The 21,737-nt window shown below is 70.8% G+C and carries 17 protein-coding genes; 9 read left to right on the top strand and 8 right to left on the bottom strand.

Annotated features, from left to right (window positions below):
* Position 1 precedes the first annotated feature (1 nt).
* A complete protein-coding gene (locus tag AB0I77_RS16875) occupies positions 2-1,081 on the bottom strand; it encodes an ABC transporter substrate-binding protein (RefSeq protein ID WP_363283320.1) in 1,080 nt (359 codons plus the stop codon).
* 124 nt (positions 1,082-1,205) lie between these two features.
* Here AB0I77_RS16875 and AB0I77_RS16870 point away from each other — a divergent pair, with 124 nt between their 5' ends.
* The 4 genes from AB0I77_RS16870 to AB0I77_RS16855 all read left to right on the top strand — a co-directional run bounded on the left by AB0I77_RS16870 (position 1,206) and on the right by AB0I77_RS16855 (position 6,223).
* Positions 1,206-1,973 carry a hypothetical protein gene (locus AB0I77_RS16870; protein WP_363283318.1) on the top strand — a complete coding sequence of 256 codons (768 nt, stop codon included), beginning with the start codon at positions 1,206-1,208 and terminating at the stop codon, positions 1,971-1,973.
* 77 nt (positions 1,974-2,050) lie between these two features.
* Positions 2,051-2,989 carry an HtaA domain-containing protein gene (locus AB0I77_RS16865; protein WP_363283317.1) on the top strand — a complete coding sequence of 313 codons (939 nt, stop codon included), beginning with the start codon at positions 2,051-2,053 and terminating at the stop codon, positions 2,987-2,989.
* Positions 2,990-3,076: 87 nt separating this feature from the next.
* Positions 3,077-3,616, top strand: coding sequence for a hypothetical protein (locus AB0I77_RS16860; protein ID WP_363283316.1), 540 nt, complete (start codon positions 3,077-3,079; stop codon positions 3,614-3,616).
* Positions 3,617-3,637: 21 nt separating this feature from the next.
* Positions 3,638-6,223: an immunoglobulin domain-containing protein gene (locus AB0I77_RS16855; RefSeq protein ID WP_363283315.1), complete on the top strand. Its 2,586-nt coding sequence runs from the start codon at positions 3,638-3,640 to the stop codon at positions 6,221-6,223.
* An 83-nt stretch (positions 6,224-6,306) separates the two neighbouring features.
* Here AB0I77_RS16855 and AB0I77_RS16850 read toward each other — a convergent pair whose 3' ends face one another.
* The 5 genes from AB0I77_RS16850 to AB0I77_RS16830 all read right to left on the bottom strand — a co-directional run bounded on the left by AB0I77_RS16850 (position 6,307) and on the right by AB0I77_RS16830 (position 13,975).
* Positions 6,307-7,254, bottom strand: coding sequence for a superoxide dismutase (locus AB0I77_RS16850; protein WP_363283314.1), 948 nt, complete (start codon positions 7,252-7,254; stop codon positions 6,307-6,309).
* Positions 7,255-7,376: 122 nt separating this feature from the next.
* Positions 7,377-8,102, bottom strand: coding sequence for a class I SAM-dependent methyltransferase (locus AB0I77_RS16845; protein ID WP_363283313.1), 726 nt, complete (start codon positions 8,100-8,102; stop codon positions 7,377-7,379).
* Positions 8,103-8,272: 170 nt separating this feature from the next.
* Positions 8,273-10,765, bottom strand: coding sequence for a SpoIIE family protein phosphatase (locus AB0I77_RS16840; protein ID WP_363283312.1), 2,493 nt, complete (start codon positions 10,763-10,765; stop codon positions 8,273-8,275).
* A gap of 186 nt (positions 10,766-10,951) precedes the next feature.
* A complete protein-coding gene (locus tag AB0I77_RS16835) occupies positions 10,952-13,378 on the bottom strand; it encodes a DHA2 family efflux MFS transporter permease subunit (RefSeq protein WP_363283311.1) in 2,427 nt (808 codons plus the stop codon).
* Between the two features lie 153 nt (positions 13,379-13,531).
* Positions 13,532-13,975 (bottom strand): SRPBCC family protein, encoded by a 444-nt coding sequence (locus AB0I77_RS16830; protein WP_363283310.1) that lies wholly within the window; start codon positions 13,973-13,975, stop codon positions 13,532-13,534.
* Between the two features lie 158 nt (positions 13,976-14,133).
* Here AB0I77_RS16830 and AB0I77_RS16825 point away from each other — a divergent pair, with 158 nt between their 5' ends.
* The 3 genes from AB0I77_RS16825 (at position 14,134) to AB0I77_RS16815 (ending at position 17,642) form a co-directional block, all read left to right on the top strand.
* Positions 14,134-15,174: an Rv2578c family radical SAM protein gene (locus tag AB0I77_RS16825; RefSeq protein WP_363283309.1), complete on the top strand. Its 1,041-nt coding sequence runs from the start codon at positions 14,134-14,136 to the stop codon at positions 15,172-15,174.
* Positions 15,175-15,309: 135 nt separating this feature from the next.
* On the top strand, positions 15,310-16,887 hold the full coding sequence (locus AB0I77_RS16820; RefSeq protein ID WP_363283308.1) for an alpha/beta hydrolase: 1,578 nt from the start codon (positions 15,310-15,312) through the stop codon (positions 16,885-16,887).
* A 233-nt stretch (positions 16,888-17,120) separates the two neighbouring features.
* Positions 17,121-17,642 (top strand): GNAT family N-acetyltransferase, encoded by a 522-nt coding sequence (locus AB0I77_RS16815; protein ID WP_363283307.1) that lies wholly within the window; start codon positions 17,121-17,123, stop codon positions 17,640-17,642.
* Between the two features lie 4 nt (positions 17,643-17,646).
* On the opposite strand, the gene AB0I77_RS16810 is transcribed toward AB0I77_RS16815, so the two are convergent.
* Positions 17,647-18,222, bottom strand: a complete 576-nt coding sequence (locus tag AB0I77_RS16810) for an adenylosuccinate lyase (protein WP_363283306.1) — start codon at positions 18,220-18,222, stop codon at positions 17,647-17,649.
* Positions 18,223-18,241: 19 nt separating this feature from the next.
* The gene (locus AB0I77_RS16805; RefSeq protein WP_363283305.1) at positions 18,242-19,105 is read right to left on the bottom strand and encodes an alpha/beta hydrolase; all 864 of its coding nucleotides are present in this window, start codon (positions 19,103-19,105) and stop codon (positions 18,242-18,244) included.
* A 246-nt stretch (positions 19,106-19,351) separates the two neighbouring features.
* Between AB0I77_RS16805 and AB0I77_RS16800 the strand changes: the two genes are divergently transcribed.
* Together AB0I77_RS16800 and AB0I77_RS16795 are read left to right on the top strand one after the other, a co-directional pair.
* On the top strand, positions 19,352-20,653 hold the full coding sequence (locus tag AB0I77_RS16800; RefSeq protein ID WP_363283304.1) for a glutamate-cysteine ligase family protein: 1,302 nt from the start codon (positions 19,352-19,354) through the stop codon (positions 20,651-20,653).
* A 29-nt stretch (positions 20,654-20,682) separates the two neighbouring features.
* Positions 20,683-21,732 carry a hypothetical protein gene (locus AB0I77_RS16795; protein ID WP_363283303.1) on the top strand — a complete coding sequence of 350 codons (1,050 nt, stop codon included), beginning with the start codon at positions 20,683-20,685 and terminating at the stop codon, positions 21,730-21,732.
* Positions 21,733-21,737 lie beyond the last annotated feature (5 nt).

The following is a 21,737-nucleotide window of genomic DNA, read 5'->3' as shown; positions in this document are numbered from 1 at the left end:
GTCAGCCCTCGTGGATCCGATCGACGAGGATGTCGATCACCAACGGCGTGCGCGGCCCGAAGCTGAGCAAGACCCCGTCCTCCAAGGTCACGATCCGCCGGTCCGCACCGGCCGGCGTCTCGCGGATGCCCGGAATGTCCACCAGTCCGTCCACCCCGCCGACCGACTCGAGCCCCTTGTCCATCATCAGGATCACATCGGGCCGGGCCAAGGCGAGGGCCTCGCTGGTGAGGGGCGTGAACGGTTTGTCCAGGCCCGCCTCGACGCCCGCGTCCACCGCGCCCGCGGCCTCGATCAGCGAGTCGGCGCCCGACCCCTTGCCGCCCATGAGATAGACGGCCGCACTGCCCCGCATGTACAGGAAGGCCACCTTGGGCTCGCTGCCCTGGGGGACGGCCGCCCGCGCCGCCGAAAGCTCCCTGGCGATACGGGAGTTGAGGGCCTTGCCCGCCGCGGGGACCCCGAGGGCCTCGGCGATGCGGGTGGTGCGATTCGAGACGTCGGCCAGCCTGGTGGCCGGATCCAGGACGACGACCGGGACGCCGGCGTCCCGGATCTGGTCGACGGCCTCCTTCGGCCCGGTGTCGGTGTCCGCGAGCACCACCGTCGGCCGCAGCGACAGCACGCCCTCCGCGCTCACGTCGTGCGCTCTGGTGACCTGCGGGAGCTTCTTCGCCTCCGCGAAAGTGGCGGTGATGTCACGGCCGACCACCCGGTCGCCGAGCCCCAGCGTGAACACGATCTCCGCCACACCGCCGTTGAGCGGCAGGATGCGCGAGGCGTCCCGCACCGTCACCTCGCGCCCGTCGGACGAGTGGACGGTCACCGGCAACTCCGGTGTGGGCGCCTTCCCTTCGAGGGGCACGAGGGTGTTCTTAGCGAGCTGCTTCTCGGCCGCGGCAGCCCGCTGACTCGCTGACACCCGGGACGCGTCCGACCCCGAGGAAGCCCCCGAAGAGGCCTTCGAGGACGAAGTCGACGTGCCGCCGCCGCAGGCGGCCGTCAGCAACGCGAGAGCCAGGACGAGGGGCGCGAAGCCCCGGCACCGCAGGGATGGTTGGGATCTTCCGGACATTCGCATCGCTCGGCCTTTCAAGTCTCCCGTGTCGCACACCTGGACCAATAACTTAGGTTAGGTTTACCTTAATAAATCTGGTGGGGGTGTAGCCGTGAATGGAGCAAGTAGCCTGCGAGGCAAGGGAGTTGTGAGCGCCGCCGTGGCTGCGGCGATCGCCCTGACGCTTCCGACGGCATCGCCCGCGGCGGCCGCGGGCACGTCGGCGACGGGGCCCGAGGGGCAGAAACTCACCGTCTCCAAGGCCTCCGGTCTCGAACCGGCCGGCGAGACGGTGACGGTGTCCGGCACCGGCTTCAACACCGAGAAGGGCATCTACGTCGCCTTCTGCGTGGACAACGGCGCCGGCAAGACGCCCACGCCCTGCGTCGGCGGCGTCGACATGTCCGGCGAGTCCGGCGCCTCCGCGTGGATCTCCTCCAACCCGCCGTCGTACGGCGAAGGGCTGGCCAAGCCCTACGGGGGCAGCGGGCACAAGGGCACGTTCAGCGTGAAGATCAAGGTGCGCGCCAAGGACGCGAACACCGACTGCACCACATCCGGCGTGACCTGCGCGGTCATCACCCGCAACGACCACACACGCGGCGGTGACCAGACCCAGACGGTCCGGATCCCGGTGGCCTTCGCCGGCAGCGGCGCAGGCGCGTCGAGCGACGACAACGACAACGCCTCGGCGACGCCCAGCGCCACGGCCGGTGCGAGCACCACGGGCGGCACCACCACCGGCGGTTCGGGCGACGGCGAGCAGGAGACGTCGAGCGGTCCGCTGGCCAGTACCGGCTCCGCCGTCCTGACGGCCGGACTCACCGCGGCCGGACTGGTCGCGGCCGGCACCGGCACCTGGTTCTGGGCACGCCGGCGCCGGACCGGTCACGCGGGCGGCCCGAGCGCGGGCTGACACCGGGCGCGTGAGCGCTCGCCGACCCGCGACGCGATCTCATGACTCCACCTCATATCGCAGAGGGAGAACCGAAGATGACGAAGAGACCCGGCGCCGCCGCTCTGGCGGGCGGCGCCCTGCTCGCGCTGCTGTGCCCGGGCATGGCGGCCGCGCAGGACGGGGACGCGTTACCCCGCGAGGTGTCCGGAGGTTTCGCGAGCTGGGCCACGGCCGACGCGGAGCTGACCGACCACGGCGTGTCGATCGACGTCGCCGAACCCGCCGTACGAGGATCCGCGGACCGCGTCTGGTTCCCGGCCACCGGCGGCGACGCGAACCCCGAAACGGGCGACACGGACGTCGAGTTGGCCGGTACGGCCCGCCTGGCCCGGTCCGCCGAACCGGCACACCCCCTCGTCCTCGCCGGCCTGCGACTGGAGCTGCGGGACGGCGAAGGCGCGCTCCACACCCGTACGGCCGTCGACGGCGCGGCGCGTGAACTGGCCCTGGCGGAGATCACGCCGGGCGGCACCGCACCCGCCGTCCGCACCGGCGGCGTGACCTGGACGGGGCTGCGGGCCGCCCTCACCGACGAGGGCGCACATCTGCTGTCCGAGTGGAGCGGGCAGCAGTTCAACCCAGGGGACGGCCTCGGCCTCCTCGACGTGACCGTCGGCACCGGGAGCGGCGACGCGCCCAAGAAGCCTGCACAGCCGAGCCGGACACCTCAGCCGTCACCGAGCGCCACCGCGCCGCGGCAGGTGGGGAAACCCACGGCGGCGGTCACCCACACCGATCTGACGGCGGGCGCCGAACAGCAGGTCACCGGCGCGGGCTTCGAGCCCGGCGAGGTGGTGCTCGTCACGATCGACGAGGACACCCGGTACCAGGCGGTGGCCGACGAAGAGGGCCTCATCGCCCGAACCTTCCCGGTGTACGCGACGGCCACCGAGGGCGCGCACACCGTCGAGCTCCACGCCGTCTCCGGGGAGCGCCGGGCGATCACCCGGTTCGAGGTCCTGGCCTCGAACTGAGCAGGCGTTTCAGCCACACAGTTTCAGCCGCACAGTGTCAGCCGCACACCCGAGAACTTCACCCACCCGAGAAAGGTCTACCTCGCCATGAGAACCGTTCCTTCTGCCCGTACCGCCACCCGCGCCGCCCTCGCCGTCGCGGCCTCCGCCGCGCTGACCCTGGGCCTTGCGACCTCGGCCTCCGCCGCCACCTCGACCCGCACGATCACCGACGGCACCACCACCTACAACCTGTCGGTGACCGCCCCGAACACGGCCGCCGCGGCGGGCCAGGTCATCACCGTCACGGGCTCCGGCTACAACTCGGGCCAGGGCGTCTACGTCAGCCTGTGCGTGGTCAGCGGCGCCCCGGGCGCGGCCAAGCCCACCCCCTGCCTGGGCGGCCAGGACGAGACCGGCATGACCGGCGCCTCGCATTGGGTCAACAACACCTTCGGCGGCATGTTCGCCAACAGTTCCAAGTTCGGCACCGGCGGCACCTTCAGCGCGCAGATCTACGTGAAGGCCACCCTCGACGACGGCCAGGTCTGCGGCGAGGACGTCACCTGCGCCGTCGTCACGCGCGCCGACCACCTGGACACCAACGACCGCAAGTACGACGTCCACGTCCCGATCACCTTCCAGTAGGCACCAGTCGAGGAACTCTCCATGACAGACGACACACCGGACCGGCACCGGCCGGGGCGGGCCGGCGGGCTCCGGCTCAGACGTCCGGCGGCGCTCCTGGGCGCCGCCGCCCTGGTGGCCGCCGCGGTCACGGCCGTCACCGTCGGCTCGGCCGCGCAGGCCGCCGACACACCGAAGACAGCGCTCGGCAAGGACGGCCAGAAACTCACCGTCTCCGCCTCGGCGAACCTGGACCCGGACGGCGAGACCCTCCGCGTCGCCGGCGAGGCCTACGACGACAGCAAGGGCATCTACGTCGCCGTATGCAAGGACAACGGCGACAACCGCATCCCCACCCCCTGCCTCGGCGGTGCCGACCAGAGCGGGGAGAGCGGTGCCTCGAAGTGGATCGTGCCCAAGGGGGACCCCAACGAGGGCACGCTCACCGAAATCTTCGGCGACGGCGGCACCTTCGACGTCCAGATCGACATCAAGGCCAAGGACGGCGGCCTCGACTGCGCCCAGGTCGGCTGCTCGGTCGTCACCCGCGTCGACCACCGGGCCGCGGGCGACCGTTCCCAGGACGTCCGCATTCCCGTCACCTTCGAGGGCCAGGACCCCGGTGACGGCGGCGGCGACGGCGTGGACGTCCCCGCCGGCACCGTCAGCTATGTGCGGGCGGCCACGTTCACCAACGCCGGCCAGCCGCAGGACCTCCTGCTGCACCCCGACTCCGGGAAGCTGTACGTCGGTTCCAACAACGTCCCCGACACCTCGGACGTCAACGAGGCGGGCCTGTACGTCCTCGACCCCGCGGACGGCAAGCTCCGCAGCCACATCCAGCAGGCGCCCGGCTCCACCGGCACACTGACTCCCCGTGCGGTCGACCAGATCATCGCCCCGCTCCCCGGCGACGGGGTCGTCTACCAGTACCCGGTGCGCGGCATCGGCACGGCCAAGGACGGCGACACGGCCGCGAAGGGTGCCTGGCCCCCCGGCTCCGCGATCACCTCGGCGGCTCCCGGTACCGCCCCCTCCACCGTGCTGATCGCCCAGGGCTCCGTCCTCTCCGAGGCAGAGACCGCCACGGCAGTGGTCAAACGTACGGTCACCCTCGACGGCGGTTCCGTGTTCGGCGTGGACAGCGCCCGCGGGGCCATCTGGTTCGCCGACCCCGACGGCGGGAAGCTGTACCGCGTCGACTCCGGCTCCTTCGCCGTCACCGCCGCGGTCGACATCCCCTCGGACATGCTGTCCTTCGTCGAAGTCGACCCTAAGACCGGCAACATCTGGGTGGGCAGCGGATATTCGGCGCTCGTCCTCGACAAGGACGGCAAGACGCTGGCCACCCTGAAGGGGCGGGACAGGCCCATGGCCGTGGCCTTCGACCAGGCCACCGAGGAGGCTTTCGTCCTTCGGGGCGACTACGGCAACGAAGACGACGGCTCGGACAACGTCGGCGGCCTCGACGTGTACGACAGCGCGACCTTCGAGCCGGTGGCGGCAACGCTCCCCCTGCCGGGCAACCGCTTCTACAGCAGGGCAGCCGTCGCCGTCACCCCGGGCGCCGCCGCCCTCTATGTCACCAACTGGGCCGAGAGCCAGGTCGTCAAGTTCGACCGCCGCGTCTCCCCCGAGGTCACCCAGTCCCCCACCGACCAGTCGGTGGCCCCGGGCGACGAGGTGACGTTCGTCGCGGCGGCCGAGGGCACCCCGGAACCCACCGTGCGCTGGCAGGTCAGCCCCGACGGCGGACAGACCTGGTCCGCCGTCGAAGGGGCGACGAGGAACGCGTACTCCTTCACCGCGAAGGCGTCGCAGAACGGCTACCAGTACCGCGCGGAGTTCACCAACTCGGCGGGCACGACCCGCACTTCGCCCCGCACGGTCACGGTCACCGAGGCCGGAGGTGACGGCGGCGGAGGTGAAGGCGACGGGGACACCGAGCCGTCCGGCACCAAGACCGTCACCGGCCCCGAGGGCCAGAAGCTCACCGCCACCCCGGTGAACAACCTCGCCAAAGAGGACCAGGCCCTGAAGATCACCGGCTCCGGCTACGACGAGGACAAGGGCATCTACGTCGCCCTGTGCGTCGACAACGGCGACGGCGAGCTGCCCACGCCGTGCATCGGCGGCGTCGACATGACCGGAGGGTCGCACTCCTCGGCGTGGATCTCCTCCAACCCTCCCGACTACGGCGAGGAGTTGGCGATTCCCTACGACGAGGGCGGCTCCTTCGAGGTCGAGCTGAGCGTCGGCGCCAAGGACGAGTTCACCGACTGCTTCAAGACGAAGTGCGTGCTCGCCACGCGCGCCGACCACACCCTCTCCGGTGACCGCTCCCAGGACGTGAAGGTCCCGGTCAGCTTCGTCGGCCAGGACCCGGTGGACACCGACGAAGGCAACGGCGACACCGGCGGCGGCTCCGGCTCCGCGGGCACCTCGGGCGGCGGCACCTCCGGCTCCACGTCCGGCTCCGCCACGGGCGGCTCGGGCGGCTCGGGCACGTCGACCGCGGGCGACAGCCTCGCCTCGACCGGCGTCACCGTGCTCTCCGTCGCCGCGCTCGCGGTCGTCCTGCTGGGCGCGGGCTGGGTGGCCTACCGCCGCGGCCGTACGGCCGGCTGACGGCAGCCGCTGAAGTGGTTCGCCCTCCGGCACCGGAGGGCGAACGGAGGGCGAACGGAGGGCGAACCACTTTTCGGTCCAGGTCAGATGGAGACCGCGACGGCGTTGTACGTCGTCTCGGGCGTCGGGGTGGTGGTGAAGCGGGCGTTGACCAGGTAGAGGCGGTCGCCGAACTGCGCGGCCGTGGTGGGCACGTCGAAGCGCGGGTCGGTGATCGTCTTGCGCAGGGTCGCCGTGGTCACCTTGGCGTCGAGGTCCCAGACGCTGATCAGGTTCAGGCGGTTCTGGACGACGTACAGCGTGCGGCCGATGCGCCACAGGCCGTCGCCGTTGACGACGGTGTCCTGGCCGACCAGCGCGATCCTGGCGGCGTACCCGGTCCTGGGGTTCACGTGGTACAGCTCGCCGGGAGTGCTCTTGACCACGATCAGACCGCGTCCGTCGGGCGTGTCCACGATGCCGTTGGCGTTGATGACGTCGGGCGTCTGGACCCAGTCGCCGGTGAGCGGCAGGGCCCGGACGTCGCCGCTCCGGCCGCCGCGCGGGACCGCGTAGAGGGCCGCGGCGCGCGAGTCGGTGAACCAGACACGGTCGCCGACCAGGCTGACGTCGTTGATGAAGTGGCCGGTGGCCTCGGTCAGTTGGTGGGTGGCGATGAGCCGGCCGGTGCGGGAGTCGTGGATCCGGGCGACGCCGGTGTTCCCGGCGACGTACAGCAGGCCCTCGCGGTCGTCGACCTTCAGGCCGACGGAGACCAGGCCGGTGCCGCCCGCGAAGAGGACCTTGCCCTCGCCGGTGCGCAGGTCGGTGCGGTAGATGGCGCCGTTGGCACGAGATCCCATGTAGGCGTACGGCTTGCCGCCGATGGCGATGCCCTCGGGGAGCCAGCCGCCCGGGAGCGGGAACTCCGTGGGCCAGGCGGCGTTCGGGGTCGCTCTCGCGGTACCGGCGCCGGCCGTCACGGCCAGAGCGGCCAGGGCGGCGCCGCCGAGCACGGCGCGCCGGGTCGGCTGGGGGCGGGTCGGGGTCATGGTGGGGCCTCCATGGCGTTGGCTTCGTTGACAACCGCGGCAACAACTACGTTGACAACTTTGCCAGTTGAAAACGATTAGGCGTCTTCCCGAGTTCCCCGTGGCCCCGACCGCCACTCGCGTCAGACCGTGCGCCCCGCCACCAGCCACCTCGACGGCAGTTCGATCCTGGTGCCGTCGGGCCGGTACTCCGTGGTGACGAGCGGCAGTTCGCCGCTCGCCAGGACGGTCAGCCCGGCCGCGTTCAGATAGACGGGGATCGCGTCGTCGGCGACCTCGCCGGGCGCGATGCCGTGCCGGAAGACGGGCGCCAGTTTGGCGGGCGGTCCGTCGGGGCCCTGCGCCAGGCCCATGAGGACGGGCTTGGCGGCCTCGGAGAGTTCCACGAGGAAGGCCCGGCCGCGCTCGCCGGCGAGGGCGGCGATCCCGTCCACCAGCTGCTGCCGGTCGTCGGGGTCTGCCTGGTGGAGTACGCCCCGCATATAGACGTTGGTGTCGCCGAGTTCCGCGTGCAGGTTCTGGGCCTCGTCCTTGCCGGCGGCATCCAGCAGCCGGTACGTCGCCTGTGCCGCCGGATCGGCGCGCCGGGCGTGGTCGAGGGCGGCGGCGGACAGATCAGCGCCGAGGACGTGCGGGAAGCGGTCGGCGAGGAACCGCGTCTGGGTGCCGTTGCCGCAGCCCAGGTCCACCATCGCCAGGCTGTGGTCGACCAGATGGGGTTCGAAGAGGGCGAGGTGGGCGCCGGCGGTCAGTATCGGCTCGGCGTCCCAGAACACGGCCCCCTGTTCGCCCGAAGCCTCACGCCAGAAGGCCTCCCAGGACTCCCGGTACCGACTCGTCACGCTCATGTCCGACTCCCCAGGTGCGACGGCGGCCCGTCGCGTGTGACGGGCCAGTACGGTGTATCGCGCCCTGGTCACGGCCACAAGCGCGCGGCGCATTCCTTCACCGCTCGTTCGACCTGGGTACGCCGTCGTGCGCCCTGCGGGCCGCGCGCTGCGTGCGCCGCGGGGACCGGTCAGCGTCGCGGCAGCGCCAGTTCGAACCAGACCGTCTTGCCGGCCTTCGTCCGGCTGGTGCCCCACTCGCGCGCCAGGGTGCTGACGACCCGCAGCCCGCGCCCGAACTCGTCGTCGGGGCCCGCGCTCAGCAGGGTCGGCAGCTCGTGGTCGTGGTCGTCGTCGTCCACTTCGCACAGCAGGCTGTCACCGCGTACGAGGCGCAGGTCGACGGGGCGATGGTGGGAGTGCCGTACGGCGTTGGTGACGAGTTCGCTGACCATGAGCTCGGCGGCACCGGCCAGCTTGGACAGCCCCCACTCGTGGAGCTGTTCGCGGACCACCGCGCGGGCCCGGCCGACCTCGCTCGGGTCGAGGCGGAGCCGCCATTCGGCGACGTCGTCGGGTTCGATGCCGCTCAGGCGGGCCATCAGCAGGGCCACGTCGTCCTTGCGGCCACCGCGGCCCGCTTTCGAGAATGTCACAGCGAGGGCGCGGATGATCGTGTCGCAGGCGTCGTCCATGGACGCGGCAGGGTGCGCCGCGGACTCGCACAGGGTCGCCAGGCCCACGCCGATGTCCTCGCCGCGCACCTCCACCAGACCGTCGGTGCACATCACGATCCGGTCGCCGGGCTCCACGCGCACGCGTACCGCCTCGAAGGCCACCCCGCCGACGCCGATGGGCGCGCCGGTCGGCAGATCGAGCAGCTCGCTGATGCCGTCCCGGGCACGGACGAGGACGGGCGGGATGTGGCCGGCGTTGGCGATATGGAGTTCGCTCACGATCGGGTCGTAGACGGCGTACAGGCAGGTCGCGAGGTAGGTGTCGCCGAGGCGCTGGGCGAGGTCGTCCAGGTTGCGCAGCAGCTGGGCGGGCGGCAGGTCGAGGGCGGCCATGGTCTGGACGGCCGTACGCAACTGCCCCATCATGGCGGCCGAGTTGAGGCCGTGGCCCATGACGTCGCCGACGACCAGGGCGGTGCGGGCGCCGGGCAGTTTCACGGAGTCGAACCAGTCGCCGCCCACGCGGCCCAGCAGCGTGCCGGGCAGGTAGCGGGTGGCGATGTCGCAGCCCGCCATGCGCGGCGGGATGTGCGGCAGCATGCTGTCCTGGAGGGTCTCGGCGACGCTCTCCTGGTAGGTGTACATGCGCGCGTTGTCGAGCACGAGGCCCGCGCGGGCGGCGAGTTCGGCTCCCGTCACCCGGTCCATGTCGTTGAACTCGACGCGCTCGGGATGCCGCAGCAGGATCATGAAGCCGAGCACCACATTGCGCGCCTTGAGCGGCACGATCAACATGGATCGGCCGGTGATGAGGGGGCGAATGTCCCGCTTCTCGAACTGGGAGGCGATGGCGTGGCCCATCGGCTCGCTGATGCGCGGCACGAGGACGGGTTCACCGCTGGTCATGCACTGGAAGAACGGCGTGTGCGCGGGGAACGGCATGGCCTCGCCGACCGGCACGACGTCGTCCCAGCGGCCGGGTTCGTCGGTGTGCTCGAGGGCGACCCGGTGCCACATGGTGGTCGTGTCCGGCACCCCCTCCGGGAATCCCTCGCCGGCGACGACCTGTTCGCGCAGATAGGTGCCGGCGACGTCGGTGAAGCGGGGCACGACGGCCTTGCTGACCTCGACGATGGTCTTGGCCAGGTCGAGCGAGGTGCCGATGCGTCCGCTGACCTCGTTGAGGAACTCCAGGCGTTCGCGTACGGCCGCGTACTCGAGGTCCTGCGCCTCGTCGGCGACGTCCTGCGGGACGGGCCGTCCCTCGGCCAGGGCGCGGGCGGCGCGCTCGCGGCGGGCCTTGCGTTCAGTGCGCCGGGGCACGCCCCAGTCGGGGGTGACGGGCACCCGGTCGTTCTGGCTGAACTCCAGGACCGGATAGCCCAGTTCGAGGATCTGCCCGACGATGCGGGCGCCTTCCTCGACACTCATGCTGGGCAGGATCTCGGGGAGCCTGCGGGCCAGTTCGTCGGCGCCGGGGAAGTCGGTGTGCAGCGCGAAGGCGGGCGCGATCCGCTCGAATCCGAGACGCTCCTCCGGATCGGCCTGCTCGTCCGGGCGCAGCCCGTCCGCGTCGGCGGCGAGCACCAGCAGCCGCTCCCGCCCCGGGCCCACCAACGGGTAGGCCCACCACAGCACATCGACACGGTCGCGGTCGGCCACGGTGAGCCGGGCGCGGCCCGCGGCCGGGTAGGACAGCCGTCCGTCCAGGGACGATTCGAGGTCGGGTCCGAGGCCGTCGTACACCGCGTACGGCCCGTAGGGCGCGGCCTCGTCCTCCTCGGGCAGCGCTCCGGAGACGGGGAGCAGGTCGACCGCCGACCGCCCGATCGCCTCCTCCTTGGCGGCGCCGAACAGGCGCCGCGCGCCCCTGCTCCAGTGGGACACCAACCCGTCGCGGTCCACCAGGACCACGGCCAGCGGGATGCGGCCGGCCGGCGCGTGTTCCGCCGCGCCGTTCCCGGCTCCGCGGCTGGGAGATACGTCCCTCTCGGTGCCACGGTCCATGGCCCAGGCCCTCTTTCCCCACGGCTCCGCGAGATCTGTGCTGCCGTCACCACGGTACGGCGCCGTCCCGTCACGATGTGCGGCAATACGGGAATTGCCCGGGCGGGATCACACCGGCGCGCGCCCCCACGCCCCCGCGCTGAGCAGGCGCGTACCGTGCGACGACCCGAGGTTGCTGAAGGGTTCTCAGTCCTCGTGCGCCAGTTGGAGATCCCGCTCCGTGCGACCCCCGCCCGCCATGTGGAGCACGGTGGCGACCGGCGGGTAACCAGCGGCGATGACGGTGTACTCGCCGGCGGACAGGTCGACGAACCGGAAGGTTCCGTCCGGGCCGGTGGTGAGCGTGTCGACGACGTTGCCCGCCGCGTCCAGCAGCGTCACGCGCGCGTCCTCCACGGCCCGTCCGCCGCCCGCCCGCACGGTGCCGCGCAGCACGGATCCGCCGGCGAGTTCGACGTCCTGGCGGGTCTCCCGGGAGGCATGGACGGTGACGGGGAGCGCGGCCGGGCGGAAGGCGGGCGCGCCGACGGCGAGGGTGTACTCGCCGGCCACCAGCTCGGTGATGACGTAGCCGCCCTCGCGTCCGCTGCGGGTGGTGGCGACGACAGCGCCGTGCACGTTGGTGAGGGTGACGGTGGCGTCCCGCACAGCGGTGCCGTCCGCGGTGACCACGCTGCCGGCGAGGCGTCCGGCGCCGCCGAGGACGATGTCCAGCTCGACGGGGCGCTCGCCGACGGTCACGGAGACCGCCTGCGGCTGGTGCCCGCCCGCCGCGGCGATCAGGACGTAGGCCCCCGAGCCCGGCGTGGACAGCGCGTACCGCCCGTCCTCGCCGCTCGCGCCCCGCCCGACCTGCGCCCCGGCGGCGTCGATCAGCGTGAGCGCCGCGCGGGCCACGACGGTCCCGTCGGGGCGCTGCACCGTGCCGCAGACGGGGACTTCGGCGGCGTACGGCGCACGGGCCTGTGGGATCGGGGCGTGCACCTGCGCGGTCTCCGGCTCGCTGACGGGTGCGTGGTCGGACCCTGTGCTGTTCACCAGGGGGATCTCCTTGAGGAAGAAGGCGATGAGCAGGCCGAGGACGAGCACCGGCACGAGGTAGAGGAAGATCCGCGGCATGGCGTCGGCATACGCCTGGATGTAGCTCTCGCGCAGGGCCGGGGGCAGCGCGTGGACGAGCTGCGGGGTGAGGGACTCGGGGTCGGGCAGTGACATCAGCCGCTGCCGCGGCGGGTCGCCCCCCGCGCGCGTGGTGAGGCGTTCCGCCAGCGAGTCGGCGAGCCGGTTGGCGAAGAGGGTGCCGAAGACCGCGGCGCCGACGCTGCCGCCGATCTGCCGGAAGTAGTTGTTGGCGCTGGTGGCGGTGGAGAGGTCGGCCGGGTCCACAGAGTTCTGTACGGCGAGGATGAGAACGGGCATCACCATGCCGATGCCGGCGCCGAGGACGGCCATCCAGATGCTGTAGTGCAGCCGGGGTGTGTCGGCATCGAGGCGGGAGAGGAGCCACATGCCGACGACGGACAGCGTTCCGCCGAGGATCGGATGGATCTTGTAGTGCCCGGTGTGGCTGATGAGCTGCCCGGAGATGATCGAGGCACCGACGATGCCGGCCATCATCGGCAGCATCAGCAGACCCGACTCGGTGGCGGAGGCCCCGTCGACCATCTGCAGGAAGGTCGGAAGGTAGCTCGCCGCGCCGAACAGGGCGACACCGATCACCAGGCCCACCAGACCGGTGACGTTGAAGACGGAGTTCCTGAACAGCCGGAGCGGGATGAGGGGTTCGGCCGCGAAGTGCTCGGCGACGAGGAAGAGCACGGTGGCCGCCGCCGCTCCCGCGCCGAGCCCGAGGACGACCCGTGAGTCCCAGGCGTACTCGGTGCCGCCCCAACTGGTCAGCAGCACCAGGCAGGTGGAGGCGGCGGCGAGGAGCAGCGCGCCGAGGATGTCGAGCCGCGCCTTCGCGGTCGGCTTCGGGAGTTTCAGTGCGACGGTGACGACGAGCAGGGTGACGATGCCGAAGGGCACGTTCACGTAGAAGCACCAGCGCCACGACAGGTGATCGGTGAAATAGCCGCCGAGCAGCGGCCCGGCCACGGAGGCGAGGCCGAACGCGGCGCCGATGAGCCCCATGAAGCGACCGCGCTCCCGGGGCGGCACGATGTCGGCGATGATCGCCTGCACGCCGATCAGGAGTCCGCCCGCGCCGACGCCCTGGAGTGCGCGGTAGGCGATCAGCTGATCCATGGTCTGCGCCCGGCCCGCGAGGGCGGATCCGACGACGAAGACGACGATCGCGAACTGGAAGACGCCCTTGCGGCCGTAGAGGTCGCCGAGCTTGCCGTAGATCGGCAGTCCGACGGTGGCGGTGAGCAGGTAGGCGGTGATCGCCCAGGACATCTTGTCCAGGCCGTGCAGCTCGCCGACGATCTTCGGCAGCGCGGTGGCGACGATCATCTGCTCCAGCGCGGCCAGCAGCAGCGCGAGCATCAGCCCGAAGAAGACCAACCGGACGCGGCGCGGGCCGAGTTGGACGGCCTGGGTCACAGCCGGCGCGGGAACGTCCGGGGGTGTCGTGACCGGTTCGTCCTGTACCAGAGTCGTCCCGCCCACGTACCGCTCCCCTCGTCGCGCCTGCCGCACATTTCCCGCAATAGGCGACAACTACGAGCAAGCGCGACGAGTTACGGCGTCATGCCGGACGGCGAGGAGATCCACTCGAATCGGTGAGGCGGGCAACGCACCGAGGACATCCGCCTGTTGGTGCTACTTCGCGACCTCGGCGACGAGCTTGTCGAGCAGGGCGTCGTAGATCCGGCCGAGCCCCTTGGGCGCGAAGGTCTTCTCGAAGAAGCCGCCGATGCCGCCGGCGCCCTGCCAGATGCTCGTCACCACGACCCGGGAGTTGCCCTCGCCGGCCGGGGTGACCCGCCAGGTGGTGACCATCGAGGAGTTGCGGTCCTTCTCGACGAGTTCGCCGTCGGTGGGCTCGGTGACCTCCAGGAGGCAGTCGCGGACGCGCTTGCTGGTGGCCTGGAGCTTCCAGTGGACGAGGGTGCCCTCGCCATCGCCGCCCTCGCGCACCTCGTACTCGCTGAAGTGCTCGGGCAGCAGCTTCGCGCGCGTGCCGGTGTAGTCGGCGAGGGCGTCGAACACCTTCTCCGCGTCCGCCGCGACGATCCGCTCCGTAGTGGCCTCGACCTGCGCCATTGACTTCCTCCAGGACCTGGGTTCTCGGGGTTGGGGCAAGCCAACCACCCCGGTCCCCGGCCGCCCAAATCGGGGTGCCGGAAGCGATCGGAAACGGCCCTTGCACGATCATGCGAACAGGTGTTCTATTCTCAGTGCAGTGCTACCGAGGAGGCCTCATGCGCTGGGAGAACCTCACAGCGGAATCCGGCGACCACAGCCGGGCCGACGCCACGCTGTTCGGCGCGGACGCGGTGACCACCCGTACCTTCGACACCCCCGAATTCCGCGGGATCACCTTCCACGAGATCCGCGCCCGGTCGATCATCAACCGGGTGCCGGCGGTCTCCCGCATGTCCTTCCAGTGGACGGTCAATCCGTACCGGGGCTGCTCGCACGCGTGCGTGTACTGCTTCGCCCGCAAGACCCACAGCTATCTGGACCTCGACACGGGCCTGGGCTTCGACTCCCAGATCGTGGTCAAGGTGAACGCGCCCGAACTGCTGCGCCGCCAACTCGGCTCACACCGCTGGCAGGGCGACCACATCGCGATGGGCACCAACGTCGACTGCTACCAGCGCGCCGAGGGCCGCTACCGTCTGATGCCGGGCATCATCTCCGCCCTGCGCGACCACGCCAACCCCTTCTCGATCCTGACGAAGGGCACGCTGATCCTGCGCGACCTGGACCTGCTGACGCAGGCCGCCGAGGTGACGGACGTCGGCATCTCGGTCTCGGTCGGCTTCACCGACCCCGAGCTGTGGCGCACCGTCGAGCCGGGTACGCCGGCGCCGGAGCGGCGCCTGGAGGTCGTACGGACGCTCGGCGAGCACGGCATCGGATGCGGGGTCCTGATGGCGCCGGTGCTCCCGTTCCTGAGCGACCAACCGGCCCAACTGCGGGCCACCGTACGGGCCATCGCCGCCTCCGGGGCCACCTCGGTCACCCCGCTGGTGCTGCATCTGCGCCCCGGCGCCCGCGAGTGGTTCATGGCCTGGCTGACCCGGGAGCATCCGCATCTGGTGCGCCGTTACGAGCGGCTGTACGCGGACGGCTCCTACGCGCCGAAGTGGTATCAGCGCCGGATCACCCGTCAGGTCCACGAACTCGCCCAGGAGTACGGCATCGGTCCGGCGGGCGACGGAATGCCGCGCCGGATCCGGGAGCCCGCGCCGGAACGGCCCGATGTGTCCGAACCGGTCCAGCTTTCGCTGCTCTGAGAGCATCCGAGCGCATTCCACGATCTGATCGGGTCGAGTATTGCCAGAACGCGTTCATCCGGGGACGCTTTCCGGGACGATGCGGCGAGGACCGTGGCTCTCGCGGTCCAAATCCCTCCGTCCTGGGAGGACTTCATGAGAAAACGCGCAGCCGTGCTGTGCGGTGCCGCCGTCGTCATGGCCGGGACCGTCACGGCCGTCCCCGCCGACGCGAGCGCTCCACAGACCGAGGAAACCGCTCGAGCCGCGAAGCTCACCTGGCGGAAATGCGGCACGGCCGACTATCCGACGCTCCAGTGCGCGTCCCTCGAGGTGCCGCTCGACCACGCGAACCCGAACGGGAAGCAGATCACGCTCGCACTGTCCCGCGTCCCGCACACCGCGAAGAAGTACCAGGGCCCGCTGCTGGTCAACCCGGGCGGCCCCGGCGGCAGCGGTCTGACGCTCGCCGGATTCGTCGCGTCCTCACTGCCCGAGGCGGTCGCGGCCCAGTACGACGTCATCGGCTTCGACCCGCGCGGGGTGGGCGCGAGCAAGCCCGCCCTGGACTGCCGGCCGGGCTCCTTCGACCCGGTGCGCCCCAACTCGCTGCCGAGCACACCCGCGATCGAGCGGGCCAACCTGTCCCGCGCCAAGTCCTTCGCCGACGCCTGCGGCAAGAAGTACGCGAGCGTGCTGCCGTACATCAACACGATCAGCGCCGTGCGGGACATGGACTCGATCCGCGAGGCACTGGGCGCCCAGAAGATCAACTACTTCGGTTACTCCTACGGCACCTACCTCGGCGCCGTCTACGCCAAGCTCTACCCGGACCGGGTACGGCGCCTGGTCCTGGACTCGATCGTCGATCCCACGGGCGTGTGGTACGACGACAACCTCGACCAGGACTACGCCTTCGACGACCGCCACCGCGCGCTCATGGCGTGGATCGCGAAGTACGACGCCACCTACAAGCTCGGCACCGATCCGAAGAAGATCGAGGCCAAGTGGTACGCGATGCGGGAGGCGTTCGCCAAGAAGCCGGCCGACGGGAAGATCGGCGCCTCCGAACTGGAGGACACCTTCATTCCCGGCGGCTACTACAACGGTTACTGGCCCTATCTGGCCGAGGCGTTCGCGGCGTACGTGAACGACAACAACGCCGACCCGCTGGTCGAGGCGTACGAGAACTTCGCCGCCGTCGACGCGTCCGGGGACAACGGCTACAGCATCTACACCTCGGTGGAGTGCGGTGACGCCTCCTGGCCGCGCGACTGGAACCAGTGGCGCAAGGACAACTGGGCGGTGCACGAGAAAGCACCGTTCATGGCCTGGAACAACGCCTGGTACAACGCGCCCTGTGCCTTCTGGCCGACGAAGTCGCAGCACCCGGTGAACGTCGCCAACGGCAAGCTGCCGCCGACGCTGCTCTTCCAGGCGACGAACGACGCGGCCACCCCGTACGAGGGCGGTGTCACGGTCCACCATCTCCTGCGCGGCTCCAGCCTGGTGGTCGAGCAGGGCGGCGGGAACCACGGCATCTCGCTGAGCGGGAACACCTGCCTGGACAAGCACCTGGCGGCCTACCTCACCGACGGCACGGTGCCGCGCGGCGACGGCGAGGCCGACGCGGTGTGCGCTGCGCTGCCCGATCCCGAGCCGCTGAGCTCGACAGCGACGGTGACGTCGGCCCGGGGCTCGACACTGCACGGGCTGCTGGGCTCGCGCGGCTAGTACGGCCTGATGAGTACGGCCTGATGAGTACGGCTTGACGGCCCGTCGGGGGCGTTCCGTCGGGGGCGTTGTCAGTCCTGTGGTCCACCATGGGCGCATGAGTGAGCTGACGAGGATCACCGCCCCCACGGGGTCGCCCCCGACGCCCAGTACAGCCATGTCGTCCCGGGCGCGGGCCGTTTCCTGATGGAGATCGAGGTCTTCGCGGTGATAGGCGGGTGACGGGTGCGCGCATGCGGGTACAGGTGCGGGACATGGCGCTCGCCGACTGCGACCGCGTGGCGGAGATCCGCGTCCACGGCTGGCAGAGCGCCTACGAGGGCCTCATGCCGGCCTCGTACCTCGACGCGCTCAGCGTGACCGAGGAGACCGAGCGGCACCGCGCCCGCTTCCTGCGGCGCGACGGCAACGTGGTGAACCTCGTCGCCGAGCATGACGGCGAGATCGTCGGCTGGGCCTGCCACGGGCCGTACCGGGACGGTGAAGTGCTCACCGCGGACGCCGAGTTGTACGCGATCTACGTGGCCCCGGGCAGGTACGGCTGCGGCATCGGCCACGCCCTGCTCCAGGAGTCGGTACGCCGGTGCGCGACCGCCGGGCACGACCGTGCCCTGCTGTGGGTCGTCAAGGGCAACACCCGCGCCCGCCGCTTCTACGAGCGGGCCGGGTTCCGTCCCGACGGCGCCGAGGAACCCTTCGAGGTGCACGACGTCGCCGTGCCCGAGGTGCGGTACGTGAAGCGACTCCAGGCCTGACCGCTCACCGTTGCCGCGGGATCCGCGCCAGCGCGTGCACCGCCGCCTCCGCCAGCACCGGGTGGGCCAGTGCCTCGTTCAGTACCGGCCTCGCCCGGGCGTCGCCCAGTGTGCCGAGCCCCTCCACGCAGGCGAGGGCCACGCGCCGGTAGGGGTCGTGCGGGCGCAGCCGCCGCCCCAGGGTGGTGATCAGTGCCGGTACGGCCTCGGGGGCGCGCAGGTGCACCAGGAGCCGGACCGGGTGCAGGGCGTAGGCGACGCGCAGTTCGTTGGTGGCGAGGGCGGCGGCCGCGCGGGCGGTACGCGGGTCGCCGAGGCGGGCCAGGGCATAGGCGGCCAGTGCGCAGCGCGGTGGGTCACGGTGGTTGAGCAGCAGTACCAGCGACTCGAAGGCCCGGCGGTCCCCGGCGAGGCCCAGCCGGAAGGCGGCCAGCTCCCGGGCCCACAGAGGCTGCCCCGGCGCGGTGAGCACCTCGGCGAGTTCGTCCAGGTCCCCGGTCCGCGCCAGAGCCTCGTACGCCGGTACTCCGCCCGACTCCTGTCGCAGGCGCTCCAGGAACGATCGCGACGCTTCCTCCATTCGCTCCACCGGGTCCGTTTCAGTCACAGCCGACGGAGGTGAGTTCCCGGGAGAGAACGGTGTGCTCGATCAGGCCGAAATGATCCCTTTCGGTGATATTGAAAGCGACCTTGGTCTCGCCGGCACCATGGCGCCGAACTGCGGCCTGCATTCCGGGCAGATGTTCCCGGTAGTCGGCGGAGAGCACGACGCTGACCGCGTCGGCGATTTCCGCAACACGGGAAACACGGACACCAAACTGGTCGTATCCGGCCGGATCCCAGTAGCGAATCATATCGTCAGCGAGTTGGTGCACCTGACCGAAATCTTTCGTCGCGATTCTGTTCGCATAGGTGCATAGCGCACGAAACCCGTCCAGATCCGGAGCGAGATCGACCAGTTTCTTCAGCGCCGACAGCGGATCCCCGCGGTCGGCGGCGGCGAACAGCCGGGAGATCGTCATGGTCGAGCGGTTCGCGTTCGGGTCCAGCAGGAGGGCGCCGGAAAGGGACGGGCGCCAGCGCCCGGGCGCAGCCGTCCAGTGCTCCGCCAACTGGAGCACCAGATCGGCGCCGAGAGAGAAGCCGACCAGGACGATTCGCTTGTCCGGGTAGTCGCGGCCGACCCGCTCCACCAGGTCCGCCACCATCTCCACGTGCCGGCTCACGGGCACCGGCGGAAGGTGACCGGAACTCCTCGGGGCATATCCGGCCAGGTTGACCGCGATGCCGTGGGTGTCGTGCGCCTCCAGATACTCCTGGTAATCCGTCGCATCAAGACCCAGCCCGTGGAGAAACACACTCACCGTGCGGGAATCGGCCACGCGTTCCAAGTAGGTCAGCTGTCCGAAACTCTTGTTCGTCAGGGGGTCTGAAGGCAGAACGGTTGCCATGGAATCGGCCACTCTCTTGATGAGACGGTAATGAGCGCGCTGTCGGAGACCTCAGACCATAACTCAATACCCGGTTCCGTCACTGCGGGAACCAAGTTTTCCCGACACGTCGTTTCTTCGCGCTTCAGCTTCAACGGACAGGGGTAGAAAGGATCCGACCTGAGACACTCCTTGAGTAGACAGCAATGGAACATCACGATCCATTTATGTCAGGGTGATTCAACGGGCCGGGGGGAGCGTGCTTCATTGGAAGGTGCGTTGAGCGAGTCGGAAGCGGCGCGACTGATCTTCGGTCAATCGCTGTCCCGGAACCGGGTGGGGCGTATCGGGGTGGAGCTCGAGTGGTTCCTGCTTCCCTTGGACGACCCGACGCGCCGAGCAACCCGTGAGGAGCTGGCGTCCTGCGCCCGCTCGGTCGCCGAGCCCCTTCCCGGAGGGAGCCGGGTCTCCTGGGAACCCGGCGGCCAGCTGGAGCTGAGCAGCGCGCCGTGGGACTCGTTGCGCGACTGCGCCGAGGCCGTCGCCGGGGACCTGGCCGTGCTGAGGGAGCGCGCGCACACGGCGGGGCTGATGCTGTTCGGCGCGGGCCTGGACGCCAGGCCGCCGCACTTCACCGTCGCCCTGCCCCGTTACCAGGCCCTGCGCCGCCATTACGCGCAGTTCGGCTCAGGCGGCGACACCCTCTTGTGCAACACCGCGTCCGTGCAGGTGAACGTGGAGGCGGGGGACGACTCGGCCGGATGGCGCGGGCGGTCCCGGAGATGGCTGATCGCCAACTCCCTGGGCCCGGTACTGATGGCCATGTTCGCCAACTCACCCGTCCCGCGCGTGTGGGACCGGCAGGAGGAGACCGTACTCTCGGGGCGGCAGCTGCTGCGCCTGCAGACCGACCGTTTCCGTAGCGGCCCCTTGCCGTGCGGCGGCGATCCGCGGGGCGCGTGGACCCGCTACGCCCTGGACACGCAGGTCGTCGCCGTCCACCGGCCGGCCCGGGACAAGGGTGGGCCGGCCTGCCCCTTCGCAGAGGCCGATGCGACGGCCTGCGGGGTGGGCCGCGTCCAGGAAGGTCCGGCGGCCTGGGCACCCGCGCCCGCCGGGCTGTCCTTCAGGCGGTGGCTGCGGGGAGACGGGCCCCGGGAGGTCCGCGCCGACGACGTCTTCCACCACCTGAAGTCGCTGGTTCCGCCGGTCCGTGCCTGCGGGCACCTGGAATTGCGCATGATCGACGCCCAGGACGCCGACCACTGGGTGGTGCCCCTGGCCGTGGTCGCGGCTCTCATGGACGACGAGACGACGTCCGACGCTGCCGTCCTGCTGATCGCCGGACGCTCCCTCGCCCCCACCCGGCAGGACTGGATCGGCGCGGCACGGCGGGGCATGGCGGATCCGGAGGTGGCCGACCTCGCGAGGGCGGTCATGACGCTGGCGCTGTCGGGACTGCGGCGGCTGGAGGTGTCCGCCGTCGTGTCCGAGGCGGTCGAGCGTTTCGCAGAGCACCACACGTTACGGGGACTCGCTCCCGCGCACCTGCGGTGGCCGTACCGCACGGCGGTCGCGTGACCCCCTGTCCGCTAAGGAGTGAAGGACCGGTGTTCCTCACCCGCAAGGAGTCGCTGCGCACGGCCCTGGCCGACATGTGCCACCACCAGCAGGGCAATCACGGGTGGTCCGCCTTCCACGAGTGTCTGGGCGGTGTGGCGGAGAACGGGGTGTCCTCGGGACTGGACCAGCTGCTGTCGACGCTGTGGGGGAAGCGGCCGTACATCACCGACGCCCACACCATCACCCTGCTCGGCATAGCGGTGCGCCACCTGCTCGCCGACGAGGGCGGGCCGGCGGAGGTGTTCGATCCCGGGTTACCGCTCACCCGGCGGGTCCCCGCCCTGGCGCGTCTGCTGGCGGAGCGCGGTGACGCCCTGGCGCGCATCGTGGAGAGCCAGTCCAACTCGTACACCGGAGCCCGCCGGTTCCTGCTTCCGCAGCTCGTGGTCGGGGCGTTCGCCGAGGCGCACGGCGTGCGGCGCGTGCGCCTGCTCGACCTGGGAACCAGCATCGGGCTGCTCCCCCGGCAGCTGAACAACGAGGTGATCTTCGACCGCTTCGCCGCGGACCTCGACTGGCACCCGGCGGCCCCTGAGTTTCGCCGGATACCCCTGGAATTCGTGTGCGGCGTCGACCGGCCCCCGCTGCCCACCCTCGACTGGGTGCGCACCTGCCACGGTCCCTCGGACTATTACGAGCAGCGGTTCGAGGAGGTCGTGTGGTCGCTGGAGCAGTCGAAGGCGGCCGAGCAGGACGTACTGCTGCAACCGCTGGACCTGCTGGACCTCCCGCGGCTGGCCGATTTCCTGAGGTCCTTCCGGATCAACGTGGTCACCTGCAACTTCGTCCTCTACCAGTACGGCGAGGACGTCAGAAGGCAGGTCGTCGACACAGTCGTGGGCGCGCTGGGAGCGCCAGGTCTGCTGCTGGTCATGGAGCCCAGCCACGCGCTCGCGCGGATGGGCTGCACCGTTCACGCCTACCGGAACGGCAGCAGCGAGCCGCTGCACCTCGCCGACGTGTCCGACGGGCACTTCATGGGCGATGTCACGGTGCGTCCCGGGCTGGGCGTCCTGACGGGCCGAGACGGGGTTTGAGGAGT

The sequence above is a fragment of the Streptomyces sp. NPDC050619 genome, assembly GCF_040654815.1.
GTDB lineage: Bacteria > Actinomycetota > Actinomycetes > Streptomycetales > Streptomycetaceae > Streptomyces.
This window is presented reverse-complemented; position numbering and strand designations above follow the sequence as displayed.

Bases quoted from the DNA above. Each gene is read 5' to 3' on its own strand.
- AB0I77_RS16860 (WP_363283316.1), top strand. From the start codon at position 3,077: ATGAGAACCGTTCCTTCTGCCCGTACCGCCACCCGCGCCGCCCTCGCC.
- AB0I77_RS16875 (WP_363283320.1), bottom strand. From the start codon at position 1,081: ATGCGAATGTCCGGAAGATCCCAACCATCCCTGCGGTGCCGGGGCTTC.
- AB0I77_RS16825 (WP_363283309.1), top strand. From the start codon at position 14,134: ATGCGCTGGGAGAACCTCACAGCGGAATCCGGCGACCACAGCCGGGCC.
- AB0I77_RS16865 (WP_363283317.1), top strand. From the start codon at position 2,051: ATGACGAAGAGACCCGGCGCCGCCGCTCTGGCGGGCGGCGCCCTGCTC.
- AB0I77_RS16820 (WP_363283308.1), top strand. From the start codon at position 15,310: ATGAGAAAACGCGCAGCCGTGCTGTGCGGTGCCGCCGTCGTCATGGCC.
- AB0I77_RS16815 (WP_363283307.1), top strand. From the start codon at position 17,121: ATGCGGGTACAGGTGCGGGACATGGCGCTCGCCGACTGCGACCGCGTG.
- AB0I77_RS16840 (WP_363283312.1), bottom strand. From the start codon at position 10,765: ATGGACCGTGGCACCGAGAGGGACGTATCTCCCAGCCGCGGAGCCGGG.
- AB0I77_RS16830 (WP_363283310.1), bottom strand. From the start codon at position 13,975: ATGGCGCAGGTCGAGGCCACTACGGAGCGGATCGTCGCGGCGGACGCG.
- AB0I77_RS16810 (WP_363283306.1), bottom strand. From the start codon at position 18,222: ATGGAGGAAGCGTCGCGATCGTTCCTGGAGCGCCTGCGACAGGAGTCG.
- AB0I77_RS16850 (WP_363283314.1), bottom strand. From the start codon at position 7,254: ATGACCCCGACCCGCCCCCAGCCGACCCGGCGCGCCGTGCTCGGCGGC.
- AB0I77_RS16855 (WP_363283315.1), top strand. From the start codon at position 3,638: ATGACAGACGACACACCGGACCGGCACCGGCCGGGGCGGGCCGGCGGG.
- AB0I77_RS16845 (WP_363283313.1), bottom strand. From the start codon at position 8,102: ATGAGCGTGACGAGTCGGTACCGGGAGTCCTGGGAGGCCTTCTGGCGT.